At 43.1% G+C, this 16,513-nt stretch carries 9 protein-coding genes; 7 read left to right on the top strand and 2 right to left on the bottom strand.

What is annotated here, in order from left to right; genetic code table 11:
- The first annotated feature begins 151 nt into the window (after window positions 1-151).
- The 5 genes from V6R21_RS30670 (at window position 152) to V6R21_RS30650 (ending at window position 8,831) form a co-directional block, all read left to right on the top strand.
- Window positions 152-2,164 carry a TonB-dependent receptor gene (locus V6R21_RS30670; RefSeq protein WP_334247305.1) on the top strand — a complete coding sequence of 671 codons (2,013 nt, stop codon included), beginning with the start codon at window positions 152-154 and terminating at the stop codon, window positions 2,162-2,164.
- Window positions 2,165-2,480: 316 nt separating this feature from the next.
- Window positions 2,481-2,978: a GbsR/MarR family transcriptional regulator gene (locus tag V6R21_RS30665; RefSeq protein WP_334247304.1), complete on the top strand. Its 498-nt coding sequence runs from the start codon at window positions 2,481-2,483 to the stop codon at window positions 2,976-2,978.
- An 18-nt stretch (window positions 2,979-2,996) separates the two neighbouring features.
- A complete protein-coding gene (locus tag V6R21_RS30660; RefSeq protein WP_334247303.1) occupies window positions 2,997-4,169 on the top strand; it encodes an efflux RND transporter periplasmic adaptor subunit in 1,173 nt (390 codons plus the stop codon).
- A 61-nt stretch (window positions 4,170-4,230) separates the two neighbouring features.
- Window positions 4,231-7,392, top strand: a complete 3,162-nt coding sequence (locus V6R21_RS30655) for an efflux RND transporter permease subunit (RefSeq protein ID WP_334247302.1) — start codon at window positions 4,231-4,233, stop codon at window positions 7,390-7,392.
- A gap of 11 nt (window positions 7,393-7,403) precedes the next feature.
- Complete coding sequence (locus V6R21_RS30650) at window positions 7,404-8,831, top strand: efflux transporter outer membrane subunit (protein WP_334247301.1); 1,428 nt, start codon at window positions 7,404-7,406, stop codon at window positions 8,829-8,831.
- 136 nt (window positions 8,832-8,967) lie between these two features.
- Here the strand turns inward: V6R21_RS30650 and V6R21_RS30645 are convergent, their stop codons facing one another.
- Both V6R21_RS30645 and V6R21_RS30640 read right to left on the bottom strand, forming a co-directional pair.
- A complete protein-coding gene (locus V6R21_RS30645; RefSeq protein WP_334247300.1) occupies window positions 8,968-10,740 on the bottom strand; it encodes a fasciclin domain-containing protein in 1,773 nt (590 codons plus the stop codon).
- A 345-nt stretch (window positions 10,741-11,085) separates the two neighbouring features.
- Window positions 11,086-13,776 (bottom strand): TonB-dependent receptor, encoded by a 2,691-nt coding sequence (locus V6R21_RS30640; protein ID WP_334247299.1) that lies wholly within the window; start codon window positions 13,774-13,776, stop codon window positions 11,086-11,088.
- 250 nt (window positions 13,777-14,026) lie between these two features.
- Between V6R21_RS30640 and V6R21_RS30635 the strand changes: the two genes are divergently transcribed.
- Complete coding sequence (locus V6R21_RS30635; RefSeq protein ID WP_334247298.1) at window positions 14,027-15,079, top strand: LacI family DNA-binding transcriptional regulator; 1,053 nt, start codon at window positions 14,027-14,029, stop codon at window positions 15,077-15,079.
- A gap of 91 nt (window positions 15,080-15,170) precedes the next feature.
- The gene (gene aroC, locus V6R21_RS30630) at window positions 15,171-16,259 is read left to right on the top strand and encodes a chorismate synthase (RefSeq protein WP_334247297.1); all 1,089 of its coding nucleotides are present in this window, start codon (window positions 15,171-15,173) and stop codon (window positions 16,257-16,259) included.
- Window positions 16,260-16,513 lie beyond the last annotated feature (254 nt).

Raw genomic sequence — 16,513 nt, 5'->3', positions numbered from 1 at the left:
TCAGAGACAAGAGATGCAATATGACATTGTATCTCTTGTCTAGGTTCTCCATACTAATTGAAGAGCTACCTCCCGACTACTTGAGGTATGATTTAGGTTTAATCGAAATCTTGAATCAGTATGGGAAACTAGTATCTAACAGCTCACAATTATGATAAAGACATTACAACTGTCAGTCCTGCTGTCTTTGGTTGTCTCCTTTGTCTCTGCACAGCACGCCCCTCTTCCCGATACGCTCAAGACCATTCAACTGAAAGAGGTAGTGATTGCAGACCCTTATGGACAGAATGCCTTAAATTTTTATCAGTACAGCCAGCTGGCTTCTGTGGAACAGATCCTGAACCGCACCAGTGAAGTGGCACTGATCAAAAGAGGCAACTACGCCTTGGAGCCGATGATCAATGGCTATTCGGCAGGGCAGCTCAATATCACCATCGATGACATGAAGATATTCGGTGCCTGCACTGACCGCATGGACCCCGTCACTTCTTATGTAGAGACGAGCAACATGCATTCATTGGAGATCAGTACAGGTGCGGAAGGAAACAAGCAGGGCGCCAACATTGGCGGAAGCCTTAACATGTTATTGAAGCAGGCTAAAACCAATCAGGAAAAACAGTGGGCTGCAAACCTTTCAACAGGTTACTGCTCTGTTTCCAATGGTATGGACATGACGGGAGCCATCAACTATTCTGGAAAAAAATTGGGCGTCCGCTATTCGGGCACCTATCGTGACCACGGCAACTACACAGATGGCAACGGCAATGAGGTACTCTACTCGCAGTTCAGCAAGATGAACCATGCCTTGCATGCCCTTTATGATTTAGGTAATCAAAGAAAACTCACTTTGTCACTTGTCACCGACGACGCATGGGATGTCGGCTACCCTGCCCTGACCATGGATGTCAGCAAGGCACAAGCCCGCATCTACGGGATAGGCTTTGAGCAGATGGCGATCACCGAACACTTCCATCACTTCAAGGCTAAAGTGTATGGCAACAATATCACCCACATCATGGATGACTCCAAACGTCCTGACGTTCCAATCAGGATGGACATGCCCGGATGGAGCGATACTTACGGCATGATGACGGAAGGCATGTGGCGATGGAAACAACACAGCCTGACTGTCAAAGCTGAGGCTTACCAAAATAAGGTAAGGGCAGAGATGACCATGTATCCGCCCAATGAAGGAGGTGTGCCCATGTTTATGCTGACATGGCCAGATGCCAAAAGAAATGCTGCAGGTCTTTTTGTACAGTGGAAAAGCAACTGGGGAAAAAGATGGATGTCAACGTTAAGCCTAAGGACAGATGCAGCTTCTACAGACATGACCTCAGAGTTTGGCAGGCAACAGTTCGAGACGTTGAACTACAGCATCACTGAAGCAGACAAAAGAATATTGGCAGCTCCTACACTCAGGTTCGATTACGACCTAAGCAACCACTGGCAACTTCATTTCACGACTGCCTACACCACAAGGCTTCCGACGGTGACAGAACTTTATGGCTTCTATCTCTACAACCGCTTTGATGGTTACGACTACATCGGCAACCCTGATATTGAAAATGAAAAGGCATGGCAGTTTACAGCAGGCACACAATTCCATAAAGGTATTTTAATGCTGAAAGGAAACATCTTCTACCATTACCTCACTGACTATATCATGGGAGAAGTAGACCCGAACCTAATGCGCATGACTGTTGGAGCCAAAGGCGTGAAACGTTTTATCAATGTACCGAATGCCTATATGGCAGGGATCAATGCAGAAGCCAACGTCACATTCAATGAACATTGGCAATCGGTCAATACTTTACAGTACACCCGTGGAGAAACCAGTGAAGGAGACCCTTTACCAATGATGCTTCCACTGAGGTGGGTAACGGCACTCCGTTACCAATACAATAAGTTCTACACACAAGGTGAATTGGAATGGTCAGCCCAGCAGGAACGGGTAAGTGAAGCATTTGGAGAACAGGCAACTGATAGCTACCATACCCTTAACTTAAGAGTCGGCTACCAGTGGCAATGGCAAAACGCGCATTGGCAAGTCAATGCCGCCGCCGAGAATTTGCTAGACACCTACTACCGTACGCACCTTGATTGGGGTGGTATCTACCGACCGGGAAGGAATATTTCTTTAAGTCTTTCAGTAGGCTTCTAAAACACGAAAGGCTGTCAGATCCTAAACCTGACAGCCTTTATTTTTAACAGTCAACCATCCTTTCCTATCCTACTTTAGACCAATCAGAAAAAAAGACTCATTTTTTTAAAAACTTTTCATTTTCTGACAAACAAATGAACTCCCCGCAAGTTAATAAGCTCTATTCTTTCATCATTTAATAATCTTTTTCTCTACTCCTATTCTGTTTGTACCCAATGATTTTCATTACTCTAAATTGATGATTAACAAACATTCACCCAGTTAGTTCGGTAGTTACCGAACTAAGTCTGATCTTTGTATTCAAGATAGAATGGATATGACAGACTTAAGAACATTAGAAGAGCAGAAAGAAAAGTTAATTGAGCAGTTAGGTTGCTTTTTAAGCAGAACCGTTCCACTTCCACCATTGAGTGGTCGCATGGCTGCACTCTTAATTATTGAAGGAGGAAAAGGAACCACTTTCGATCAGCTAATCAAATCGTTAGGTGCTAGTAAAAGTTCAATCTGCACTAGCCTTCACCAATTGGAAGAGCTTGAGATGGCTACTTACTTTCAAAAGGAAGGTGACCGAAAAAAATACTTTGTGATATCACCAAACAGACTTATTTCCCGAATTAATGAGGTGATCGCACATTTTAAAGAAGAAGCAGCATTACACAACCAGCTTATTGAATATAAAGAGGCAATGCAGAAAGTAAAGCCAGAAGAGTACTCAGAGTCTTCTAGTAAGTTTATGACAGCATATACCTCATTTTTGAATGAAGCAATTCAAGTTTTTTCACGAATAAAGGATTCAATCTCAACTAAACCTTAATAAAGTTAACAAACAGTTATGAACATCAAGCGTATTACTATGTCGCTTCTGGTACTAGGAGCTGCATCAAGCTTTTTCAGCTGCTCCAGTAACCAAGCTCCTCCTTCAGGTGGTCAGCAGGCTATGCCTTATCCAGTAACTGAAGCCCCAGCTCGAGACATTACAGCTTTTGATGCTTACCCTGTAAGTATCGAAGGCACTCAAAATATTGAAATCAGAGCCAAAATCGACGGATATATCCAACAGATATTTGTAGATGAAGGACAAACAGTTAAAAAAGGTCAGACACTTTTCAAACTGGAAACTCAATCGCTTAGCCAACAAGCTAACGCCTCAAAATCAGCCATTGAGGTAGCCAAAGCTCAAGTGAATGTAGCTCAGGTTGAAGTGGATAAACTGGTTCCTTTAGTAGAAGAAGGTATTATCAGTGAAGTCCAACTGGAAACAGCCAAAGCGCAATTGGCTTCTGCCAAGTCTCAATTGGCTCAAGCACAAAGCAACTACAGAAGTGTTTCTGAAAATATTGACTATACACGTATCAAAAGCCCTGTAAACGGTGTGGTAGGTACAATTCCTTACAGACAAGGAACACTGGTAGGTCGTACAGAGACTCAACCGCTTACTACCGTTTCAGCTATTGATAATGTATATGCCTATTTCTCGATGAATGAAAAAGAGTTTTTGGCATTCACCAGAAATACTGAAGGCGGATCATTGGATGAAAAGCTGAAGAACATTCCTTCAGTAGAACTGATGCTAGCAGATGGAAGTACCTATTCTCATACAGGTAAAATCCAGACAGTAACTGGACAAATCAACCCGAATACAGGTGCCATTAGTTTTAGAGCAGTATTCCCTAACCCTGAAAAGCTTCTTAGAAGTGGTAGCAGTGGTCAGATCAGAATCCCTAAAACTTACAAAAATGCAGTGGTCGTACCTGCTCAGGCAACTTATGAGATGCAAGGTCAAACTTATGTCTATGTTGTCAACAGTGACAATACTGTGAAGGGAACTATCATTGAGCCAGCAGATGAGGTAAACAATCTTGTAGTGGTTAAATCCGGCTTGGAAGCAGGACAAAAGATTGTGGCAGAAGGTGTAGGCAAGTTGAAGTCTAATGTATCCATTGTACCACAGGCTGTACCATTTGATCAGGTTTCAAACAACATCAAGCCTGTATTCAAAAACTGATTCGGTTTAGTCAATACTTTTTAAGCTACGGTTTCATCCAGCTTACTGAAAAATTAGAAACATGTTACAAAAATTTATAGAGAGACCCGTGCTGTCTACGGTGGTATCCATTATCATCGTGATTTTGGGTGGCTTGGGGATGTACTTGCTTCCGGTAACGGAGTATCCAGACATTGCCCCTCCAACCGTTCAGGTGACAGCCAGTTATCCAGGTGCCAACTCACAGACGATTCTTGAAAGTGTGGTGGTTCCTATTGAAGAGCAAATCAACGGTGTGGAAGGTATGACTTACATGACTTCCACTGCCAGTAACGATGGTAGTGCTACCATTCAGGTATATTTTGAAGGTGGTATAGACCCTGATATTGCAGCGGTAAACGTACAGAACCGAGTATCAAGAGCTAACGCTTTGCTGCCTAAGGAAGTAGTGCAGACAGGTGTAATCACCCAGAAGCAGCAAACCAGTGCCCTGATGTTCTTGGCTTTCTATTCTGAGAACAAGGACTACGGTGAGAAATTCATCCAAAACTACCTGAACATCAACGTAGTTCCAGAACTACAAAGGATCTATGGTGTAGGTGAGGTACGTCTGTTTGGCGCTAAGAACTATACGATGCGTCTTTGGGTAAAACCAGAGAAACTTGCCAACTACAACCTGACACCTGCTGATGTAAGTGCAGCCTTGAGCGACCAAAGTTTGGAAGCAGCTCCCGGTGCATTGGGTCAGAATGCTGGTCATGCATTTGAATACACCTTACGTTACAAAGGTAGACTTAAGACAGAAGAAGAGTACAGAGACATTATTATCAAGACATTTGACAATGGTCAATACCTTCGTTTGGGTGATGTAGCTGATGTAGAGCTAGAAGCACTTTCATACAGTACAACAACCATTGCGGATGGTTATCCAGGTATTAACCTTGGTATCTTCCAGACACCAGGTTCCAATGCCAAGGAAATTATTGAGACTATTGAGGCTAAGCTGAAAGAAACAGAGTCTACGTTACCTGACGGCATCAAATACAAGATCAACGTAAATGCCAATGACTTCTTGAACGCATCCATCAGTAAGGTAATCAGCACCCTGATTGAGGCATTTATCCTCGTATTTATCGTGGTGTTTATCTTCCTTCAGGATTTCCGTTCGACATTGATTCCAGCTATTGCGGTTCCAGTGGCGATTATCGGTACATTCTTCTTCCTGTATGTATTCGGGTTCTCGATCAACCTGTTGACACTGTTTGCCTTGGTACTAGCCATTGGTATTGTAGTGGATGACGCCATCGTAGTAGTGGAAGCTGTCCATGCCAAATTGGATGAGGGCTATGATAATGCCAAGTCTGCAACATTGACAGCCATGAGCGAGATCAGTGGTGCCATCATTTCCATCACATTGGTAATGTCTGCGGTATTTATTCCAGTGACATTTATGCAAGGTCCTACTGGTGTGTTCTATACACAGTTTGGTATCACCCTGATTATCGCAATCCTGATTTCTGCGGTAAACGCCCTTACACTTAGCCCTGCGCTTTGTGCCCTGTTGCTGAAAACGCATGATAAGGATCACGCCCCTAAAGGTGGGTTACAACGCTTCTATACAGCATTCAATACTGCATTTGAAGTAACGACTAACAAGTATAAAAATGCGTTGAGTTTTCTGAGCAAGAAGAAGTGGATTACAATTGCGATTCTGGTAGCATCTGTAGCGGTAACTTTCTGGGCAAGTGAAACAACTCCTGCAGGCTTTATCCCTGATGAAGACAGAGGTTATATCTTTGCCAATATCGAGACACCTGCTGGTTCATCTTTGGACCGTACTCAGAAGACAATCAACCAACTGGACCAAGAGCTGGCGAAAATGAGCGACGTAATCGAAAGCCGTTCGTTTGTAACAGGTTACAGTATCCTTTCAGGGGCTGGTAGCTCTTACAGTTTGGGTATCATCAAGCTGAAAAACTGGGAAGAAAGAAAAGCACCAGGTACTGACGTAAAAAGTGTCATCGGTAGACTATTTGGTCTTTCAGTCAAATTCCCTGATGCCAAGTTGATTTTCTTCTCGCCACCAAGTATTCGTGGTTATGGTAATGCCAGTGGTTTTGAGTTCAAGGTACAGGACCGTACAGGCGGTAGCTTTACAGACCTTGACAAGAATACCAAAACACTGCTTGGTGCACTGATGCAGCGTCCTGAGATCATGTATGCTTCTTCTTCATTCAATACCAACTTCCCGCAGTATATGATCGATGTCAATACAGCGAAAGTAAAAGAAGCTGGACTTGCAGTAAGGGATATCTTGACAACCATGCAAATGTACTTGGGTGGTGCTTATGTCAATGACTTCAGCCGCTTTGGTAAGCAGTACCGTGTATACATTCAGGCTCCACCTGAAGACCGTATCAGCAAGGATGACCTAAACAATATCTTTGTGCGCACACCAAAAGGTGAAATGGCGCCAATTACATCATTCGTTTCACTGAATAAGGTATATGGACCTCAATCAGTAAACCGTTTCAACCTGTACAACTCAGCTTCAGTAAACGGACAGGTGAACCCAGGCTTCAGTACTAGCCAAGCGATTGAGATCATTGAGCAAACAGCTAAGGAAGTACTTCCTAAAGGGTATGACATTGACTACTCAGGTCTGACTCGTGAAGAGGTTAACTCAACAGGTGAAGCACCTCTAATCTTTGGTTTGAGTATCCTGTTCGTATTCTTCCTGCTGGCGGCACAATACGAAAGCTACCTACTGCCATTGTCAGTACTGCTGTCACTTCCGGTAGGTATTGCAGGTGCATTCCTGTCTACCAAGTTCCTGGGACTGGAAAACAACATCTACTTCCAGATTTCACTGATCATGCTGGTTGGTCTATTGGCCAAGAACGCCATCCTGATTGTAGAGTTTGCCCTACAGCGTCGAAAAGCGGGGCTTTCACTAGTAGACTCAGCACTGGAAGCAGCCACTTCACGTCTGCGTCCAATCCTGATGACATCCTTTGCCTTTATCCTAGGTCTGATGCCTTTGGCAATGGCCACAGGTGTAGGTGCTGTTGGTAACCGTTCGATCGGTACTGGTGCAGCAGGTGGTATGTTGATCGGTACGCTACTGGGTGTGTTTGTTATCCCTGTACTGTTTATCATGTTCCAGTGGCTACAGGAAAAAATCAGTGGAAACAAGGAAGAAGCAGTTAACCCTTCTTCAGAAAAACAACTGGCAGAATATTAAGCATGAAACTGATGAACTATAAAATATTACGAGTACTCGCTACTGTCTCAGTAGCCTTGTTGGCCCAATCATGTTTTGTGGCCAAGAAGTATGAGGGCTCACAACTCGATACTAGTAAGCTATACCGTGTTGAGGATATCCAATTAAATGATTCAACATCCATTGCCAATATTCAATGGGGTGAATTCTTTACGGATCCTTACCTGCTTACACTGTTGGATTCTGGTTTGCAAAACAATCAGAATATCCAGATTGCAATTGAAAACATCAATGTAGCTCAGTCTTACTACAAGCAAGGTAAGGCTGCATTGCTGCCATCTGTTTCTTTGGGACCTAGTGCTACCTATACCACTAACTCAGAGCATTCACAGATTGGTGAGATTACAGGTATGTCTAACACAACGGTACTTGAACTGTACCAGTTGTCAGCAAACCTTTCTTGGGAGATTGATATTTGGGGTAAGCTAAGCAGCCAAAAACGTGCTGCTTATGCCTCATACCTTCAGACTGAAGCGGCACAGCGTGCTGTCCAAACACAACTGGTTGCTTCCATCGCATCTTCTTATTACCAACTGCTGGCTTTGGATGCCCAAATCAAGGTGACGGAAGAAACTGTCAGCAACAGGGAAAAGAGTATCAAGACAATTAACTCCCTGAAAGCATCCGGAAATGTAACAGAAGTATCTGTTAAGCAGAATGAAGCACAACTGTACACTTCCCAAGCCATTCTTGTTGACCTGAAACGTCAAAGAAGGGTACTTGAGAACACATTGTGTCTGCTGATTGGTGAAGCTCCTCATGCGATTGAAAGAGGTGTATTGGCTGACCAGCAAATTGAAACAAACTTGAGTATCGGTGTACCGTCTCAACTGTTGCAAAACAGACCTGACGTTACTGCTGCTGAATATGGCTTGGTCAATGCATTTGAGCTAACCAATGTAGCACGCAGCAGCTTCTACCCTTCGCTTACTATTACAGCTACGGGTGGTTACCAAAGTCTTGGTATTGACAACCTGTTCAACCCAGGTTCTATCTTCACGAACCTAGTGGCAGGTCTGACACAACCGATCTTTAACAAGAGGTTGAATAAAACCAGACTGGAAGTAGCAAAAGCACAGCAAAAACAGGCTCTACTACGTTTCGAACAGTCACTACTGACTGCCGGAAATGAAGTATCCAATGCATTATACAGCTATGAAACTTCCACTGAAAAGTTAGTCATCAAAGAAAAAGAGTTGGATGCACTTCGTAAAGCAGCCAAATACTCTGAAGTCCTTTTGGAAAACGGTGCTACTACATATTTGGAAGTACTTGTTGCCCGTGATCAGGCACTGAGTTCAGAATTGAATACGATTGACAGCAAATACCAACAGCTCAATTCCATCATTACGCTTTACAAAGCACTGGGTGGAGGAGCTTCCTTAACCAATAATAACTAGCAAATATCCTCCCCCCGCCTAGCCATTGGCGGGGACTTATATTGTTCGTTAATTACCCTTGAATCTAAAAAGCGACCCGGAATTTTCCAGGCCGCTTTTTTCATCTAACTAGTTTGGGGAACAGAAGTCATGATGCTTATTGAACCGCAGGTATAATCACCTGATCAATCACATGAATCACTCCATTACTTGTCATGATATCAGCCGCCACTACAGTAGCGCCATCTATCATAACTGTACTGCCATCAATTGACACAGTAACTTCAGAACCTTCTAAGGTCTGGATCATTTGTCCATCAGAAAGAGACGTTGACAGCGCTTCAGCGCCTACGACATGATATTTCAACACACCCATCAATTGCTCATCAGTCAAATCATCCAAACTGTTGATACCATTATCGACATCCAGCAAGGCTTGAAAGGCTGCATTCGTAGGGGCAAACACCGTATACTTCGTTTCTCCGTCCACGCCAAACATACCTGCCAGCTCTACACGTTTCAGCGCATCTACCAAGATAGAGAAGTCTGAATTGCCTAATGCCACATCCAGAATTGTATTGGGCAACAACACATCACCTACAATATGGATAGTACCATTGGTTGTTGCTACATCAGGAGTGGTTACCATGGCTCCACCTACATATACATTCCCATCCATGATTTTCACTTCAAGCTTGGCTCCTGACAGTGTTTCAACCATCTGCCCATCAGTCAAATCTGACGACATCACATTGCCTGCTACTACATGAAACTTCAGTACTCTATCCAACTGGTCTGCCGAAAGGTCTGTCAAAGCATTGATGCCATTATCGACATCCAGCAAGGCTTGAAAGGCTGCATTTGCTGGAGCAAACACCGTATACTTCGTTTCTCCGTCCACGCCAAACATACCTGCCAGCTCTACACGTTTCAGCGCATCTACCAATACAGAAAAGGCTGCGCTTCCCAAAGCCACATCCAGAATTGTATTGGGCAACAACACATCACCTACAATATGGATAGTACCATTGGTTGTTGCTACATCAGGAGTGGTTACCATGGCTCCACCTACATATACATTCCCATCCATGATTTTCACTTCAAGCTTGGCTCCTGACAGTGTTTCAACCATCTGCCCATCAGTCAAATCTGACGACATCACATTGCCTGCTACTACATGAAACTTCAGTACTCTATCCAACTGGTCTGCTGAAAGGTCTGTCAAAGCATTGATGCCATTATCGGCATCCAACAGGGCTTGAAAGGCTGCGTTGTCTGGGGCAAATACTGTAAAAGAAGCTGACTCATCAGCAAACACTTCTGCAAGGTTGGCTGTAGTAAGCGCAGAAAGTAGTGTACTGAAGTTTTCGTTTTCAGTAACCAGCTCTGCAATAGTTGGCATTGGCTCTTCAGGCAACAATACTGAGTTCACAACGTGAATAATGCCGTTGCTAGCCTCTACATCAGCTTCGGCTACTACACCTCCACCTACAATTACATTACCTCCTTCAATGGAAACCAGTAACTTTGTACCTGCCAAGGTGGTCAATTCCTGTCCGTCTGAAAGGTCTGATGCCATCACACTCCCTTGTACCACATGGTGGGTCAGTACAGTTGTCAGTTCTTCATCTGAAATATCATCCAAACTGTTGATACCATTATCAGCATCCAATAATGCCTGAAAGGCAGCATCTGTTGGAGCAAATACAGTGTAGTCTGCATTTTCATCTTGAAAAGTGGCTGTCAGTGATACTCTTTCCAATGCTGCTAACAGCGTACTAAAACTACTGCTCCCTGCCACAATCTCAGCAATGTTCTTGGTTTCTCCCTCCTCAGGGGACATACCATCACTGCTATCATCGTCACAAGATGTAAATGATACTCCCATCAGGAATATCGCCATCAGCAGCAAAATGTTTACTTTTTTCATGGTGCTTATATTTATGTGAAATAGATATTTGTATGTACAGCACCTTGAATTTTGTGTAATAAGAAGAGGTTTATTTAAAATTTGTGAAAAGGGAAAAAGCTTTACCCATAACATTAGAGAAGGTAAATAATGTTACAACTTAGAGTGTTTTTTTATACGCTTTTAAATCAAACCTCACTTTAAATAATCCAATCAGAAATAAAGTTTCACTTTTATATGATTGGGTAATACATAGAAAAGCCATCGTTAAACAGGTTGTTAGTCAAAATTTATCTCAACATAAAAAAGCAGGCATTAATCAATAAGAGATCAATGCCTGCTAAACGACTGTGATTGGTATTTAGACTAGAAGTCCACCAAAACGGATGCTGTAAATGACCTACCTAACAGCGGTCTGGCAAAAAATGTATTACCAAAGTCTGATAAAATGGTACCAGATCTTGGGTTACCTTCTGTCAACCCTGCTGAATTGGTTAAGTTGGTTCCGTAAACACCAAGTGTTACGTCTCCAAAATCATAAGCAATAGAAGCATTCATCTGTCCATAGCCTGGCAGCTCAAATGAATTGGCGACATCACTATAACGCTTACTGTAGTACTGTCCCGTTACACTGACAGTCAACGCTTCTATAAAAGTATAAGCAATCCGTCCTGTTCCATAAAACTGAGGAATCCTTCTGATCTGGTTTCCATCAAAGTCTAACAACTGTTCTTCACCATCCACAACTACAGTCTGCTCAAAATCTTTGTACTGCAAGTCCTGCAATGTTGCGGTGACATTAACATTTACCCCACCAAACTTACCGATGAACTCTGTCTCAAGACCATAACCAATACTTTTGGCATACTCTGTCAGCCCTTCAAACTCTCCTGTATCTGGGTTAAATACCTGATCCTGGAATGGTACATCATTGAATTGGCTAAAGAAGAGCGTTGCAAAGAGACCAAAGTTCTTGCTTGAGAGTTTGGTACCCAATTCATACTGAAAGATATCTTCCACTATTACATTGTCAGACAAACCTCCATCAGCACTTGGGTCTACATTGAAATTGAAATTCAAGTCATCAGGAGCCCTAAAACCTTGACTGGCTCTGGCAAATACCGCAAAGCGATCTGTGAAAGTATAGTTCACCCCAATTGACCATGCCCAATTGTCATAATCAAATTCGACAGGGAGATATTCATTGCTTCCATAAAGGACATCATCATCTGCCGGAGAATTAGGATCACCAAAGCTGGTTTCTTCATCATAGTTATAAGAACGATTAGTCTCTACCGTACCTGTCATGTCCCCTCTTTCGTACCTCACTCCCAAATCAAGGTTCAGGCTTCCTAACTTGATGATATCATTCAAGTAAAAGGCATTTACTTTGGTCAAGAAATCATAGTTCTGGTAGTTTGAGCCAATCCTTGTAAAGCCATTGATAGTAAGGGATGTTCCAGCGTTACCATCTACCAGATTAAGCATCCGTGGTTGGTCTGAGACATCTGTCAGGATATTGTGCCACCACCATTTACCTGCTACTCGGCTATGGGAAGTATAGTACCCTGCGGTCAGTTCATTGTTGCCAATAGTTTTGGTGATCAATAGGTTATTTGAATAATCATCCAAGTTAAGGTCTACAGCCCACCAACCTAACTCTGTCACCAGACCATTGCCATTCAGGTTTTCCAAATCAGCCGATGAAATAACCGCCTGTGAGCCTCTGGCATAACTATATTGTGGCGCAGAAATTCCTTTAGAATCAGCAAACTCCTGTGCGGTAAGGATATCTCCGGCAAACGGGAAAATACCATTAAAGCCTGAAGTGATATTACTGGCTTTGAAGTAACCTTTAATTACCCACTCACGACCAAGGTCATACTGAAACTCGCCTCCTGCTGTAAATACATTAGGACTCATCCCATCTGCCAAATCTTCCACGACCTCAGTACCTGTTGGTGTCACATTGCGAATAATCCGCATATCATTACCTGTCAAGGTCCCAAAGTTGATATCAAAGCCCGGTAACTCTTCAGGGTCATTGGGGTTCTGCATTGGAATAGGCAAGTAAGCAATTGCCCTATCCTTCAGGTATTTTACCCTTGCCACCACATATCCACGATCCATCTCGTAACGGAGGTTGGCTTTTATTTGTCCACCTCGGTTGGCTGTAAAGTCTGGCTCCCTTATACCATCATCTTCTCTGTAAAAACCTCCAATATGATAGAATACTTTATCCGACAAGGGTCCTCCAAACTCCAATTCCGTCTTGGACATTCCAAAATCACTGATCGTTTGTTTGAAAGAGCCTTCAAAATCCAAACCTCCCATCTTATCAATAAAGTTGATAATACCACCCGGGGCATTGCTGGCGAAAATAGCACTGGAACCACCCCGAACGTTTTCAACTCTATCAATATTTTGGTCTACTCTGGCAAATACGTCCACATTACCAAAAGCTAATTCCGGTGATTCGAAAACAGGCATCCCATTTTCCTGCATCACGACATAGCGGTAGCTACCATCAGCAGGGATCCCCCTTGCCCAAAGGTTACCATTGGCTTCGCCTCCAGAACTCTCTACATAAAAACCCGGTACCACTTTCAATAAATCCGGTAAGTTACGGGGTGCATAGTCCTCTATTTGCTTTAGCCCCACAGACGTAATTGCCACACTGGACTCCAGCTTTGACTGAGGGTTTACCGCACCGGTTACCACTACATTATCCAGCTCCATCAAGTCTCCCTCAAGATTGAAGTTGGCTTCAACAGTACCTCCTGCAGGTACTGTGACATCCTTTTCTGAGCGAACATACCCGACACTGGATGCCTGAATTGTTTGAGACCCTGAAGGGGCATTTTCAATAGTATAGTGTCCATCAACATCTGTTGTTGCGCCTGTTGCCGTACCTTTTACGACCACACTGGCGCCTGGAAGTGGGGTACCTGTATCATCCACGACTGTACCCATTACCTTACCTGTATCTTGGGCATAGATGCTCCAAGGTACAGCTAACAGCATTAAAGATAGTAGTGTAGCTATTATAGATTTCATAGCGTTGATTGTTGGTTGTTTGACATCGTTTTTCACCTGATTGACAGCTAATAATAATCCTAATGATCAATTTCCTACCTAAATCAATCAACCGTTAAAATAACACTTATCAATTTGACATTCAGTACTTTAACAACGTAAACGTTACCGTAAACGATTACAACCAACTTTCGATTGGACAGAAAAGTGATAAAAAATGGTGAAATGAATGTTATACCAAGAAAAGAGGTTAACAAAACTCAAGGTGAATATGAAAAAACACACTACTATCTTAGACTTGGCCCATCAATTGGGCGTCAGTACCGCTACCATTACCAGAGCCTTAAAAGGACACCCAGATGTAAGTGAATCCACCCGAAAAAAAGTATTATCTCTCGCAAAAAAACTCCATTACCACCCCAATGCAGTTGCGGCAGGATTACGTCAGCAATCCAGTAAACTCATCGGTGTCATTGTTCCTGACCTTACTGCTTTGCCCTATACCAAGATGGTCAGTAGCATACTATATCAGGCTAACCTTGCTGAATTACAAGTAATCGTTTGCGAGTCGAAAGGGGCTACTACATTAGAGGCACACCATACCTCAACATTAATAAACAGAAGGGTGGATGGTCTTTTGGTGGCGATAGCAAAAGAAGACGGAAACTGTACTCATTTCTACGAGGCTGAAGCCGCCGGTATTCCGATTGTTTTCTTTAACAGGGCATCTACAACCTTTGTCAAGGCGCACACTGTCGTTCCTGACCACTTCACTATTGCCTATGAAAGCACTAAAAAACTGATTTCGGATGGATACACGCAGATTCTGTTTTTGGAGAAAAACGCAAAACCTGATTTTTTGAAAGGTTACCTTCAGGCATTTAGAGATTGTGATGTTCCTGTCAAAAAAGAATGGGTCACCTCTTTTGAACTTGCAAACGCTCAAACTGGCGCCCAATATACCCATTACTTATTCAAAGAAGAGATCCCATTTGAAGCCATTATTACCAACAACACTTCTTTGGCAAATGGGATACAGCATGTTCTACAACAGTTAGCGGCTCAACACATCAAAGTAATTAGCTTGGTTGACAATCCTCATCAGGATTCAGAGCCATTGAACCCAATTTATGTATCACCTCACAGTATCGGAGAAAAAGCATTTGAGCTGCTGTTAAATGATTTACAGCATTCAAACAATGTTCCCAGCCAGTATCATCATGTGAAGATGCCTCCACAGTTTTTACATGAAGAGCATTTTCAGCAAAATAATTTCACCATTTCAACGTGGCATTCACAACCTTCCATGCGTAAACATGAATAGTTTCTAGTATATTGGACAGATTATTTTGAACTTTACAAACACGACTCTCAATCTTTGAGGTTTTGTCAACTAACAGTCAAAGCACTTACTAATGAATACACTTGGACAAATATTCAAAATAACCACTTTTGGAGAATCACACGGCAAGGCAATCGGCGTAACAATTGACGGCTGTCCTGCTGGCTTGGAGCTGAGCGAAACAGACATCCAGAATGAGCTTGACCGCCGAAGACCGGGACAGTCAAAGATTACGACACAGCGTAAAGAAGCTGACAAGGTTGAAATCTTTTCTGGGGTCTTTGAAGGCATGACAACAGGCACACCGATCAGCATGGTCATCTTTAATGAAGACCAACGCAGCAAGGACTATTCGCACATCAAGGACCAATTCCGTCCGTCTCACGCTGACTATACCTATCATGTGAAATATGGAGTACGTGATTACCGTGGAGGAGGAAGAAGTTCTGCTCGTGAAACAGCTGCAAGAGTAGCCGCTGGTGCAGTGGCCAAACAATTGCTAGCCAAAGCAGGTATCTCATTTCAGGCTTATGTTTCAGAAGTTGGCAACATCAAAGTAGATGACGATTACTCCAAGCTTGACTTCTCACAAATAGAACAGAATATTGTCCGTTGCCCTGATGCCCAGAAGGCTGACCAGATGGTAGAGCTGATTGACAATATCCGTAAGAACAGAGATACGATTGGTGGTATTGTAAGCTGTGTGATCAAGGGAGTTCCTGCCGGACTGGGAGAGCCGATTTTTGATCGTTTACATGCAGAACTTGGCAAGGCTATGTTAAGTATCAACGCTGTAAAAGGCTTTGAGTACGGAAGTGGTTTTGAGGGTACCAAGATGAAAGGTTCTGAACACAACGATGCTTTCTATCAAGACCTAGCTGGGAATATCCGTACGGCTACTAATCACTCAGGCGGTATTCAGGGTGGTATTTCAAATGGAGAGGATATCTACTTCAAAGTAGCCTTTAAGCCAGTTGCCACAATCATGATTGACCAAGAAAGTGTGGATGCTGATGGGAATACAGCGATTGTCACGGGTAAAGGACGTCACGATCCTTGTGTAGTTCCAAGAGCTGTACCTATCGTAGAGGCAATGGCTGCCTTGGTAATTGCTGACCATTGGTTAAGAAGCAAGGTGAACAGATTGGATCAGTTGATTTGATTTTAGGTTTCCTTTAAGATAACGCTGCCGAAGCACTTTGCTTCGGCTTTTTTATGCGCTACACTTTTTCTACTTCCGCAAAAGGCAGTACAATTTATCTGGAAAAGTACAATTTCACTTCTCCACCCCACCTTTGGTGAATAAAAAGCATTGATGGCCTACATCCGCACTCCCCTAACCGAACACGCTGAACCCCTCCTAATCCTGAAAAAGGTAATTGCGGCTTTTTTCTTACAATGAGCTTATCCTATTCA

Source organism: Limibacter armeniacum, assembly GCF_036880985.1.
In the GTDB taxonomy this organism is placed as follows: Bacteria; Bacteroidota; Bacteroidia; order Cytophagales; family Flammeovirgaceae; genus Limibacter; species Limibacter armeniacum.
Note: the sequence above shows the minus strand (reverse complement) of the source record. Positions and strands in the feature narration are given on the sequence as shown.

Coding starts and splice junctions, on each gene's coding strand:
- V6R21_RS30635 (WP_334247298.1), top strand. CDS start 14,027: ATGAAAAAACACACTACTATCTTAGACTTGGCCCATCAATTGGGCGTC.
- aroC (WP_334247297.1), top strand. CDS start 15,171: ATGAATACACTTGGACAAATATTCAAAATAACCACTTTTGGAGAATCA.
- V6R21_RS30655 (WP_334247302.1), top strand. CDS start 4,231: ATGTTACAAAAATTTATAGAGAGACCCGTGCTGTCTACGGTGGTATCC.
- V6R21_RS30670 (WP_334247305.1), top strand. CDS start 152: ATGATAAAGACATTACAACTGTCAGTCCTGCTGTCTTTGGTTGTCTCC.
- V6R21_RS30660 (WP_334247303.1), top strand. CDS start 2,997: ATGAACATCAAGCGTATTACTATGTCGCTTCTGGTACTAGGAGCTGCA.
- V6R21_RS30665 (WP_334247304.1), top strand. CDS start 2,481: ATGACAGACTTAAGAACATTAGAAGAGCAGAAAGAAAAGTTAATTGAG.
- V6R21_RS30645 (WP_334247300.1), bottom strand. CDS start 10,740: ATGAAAAAAGTAAACATTTTGCTGCTGATGGCGATATTCCTGATGGGA.
- V6R21_RS30650 (WP_334247301.1), top strand. CDS start 7,404: ATGAACTATAAAATATTACGAGTACTCGCTACTGTCTCAGTAGCCTTG.
- V6R21_RS30640 (WP_334247299.1), bottom strand. CDS start 13,776: ATGAAATCTATAATAGCTACACTACTATCTTTAATGCTGTTAGCTGTA.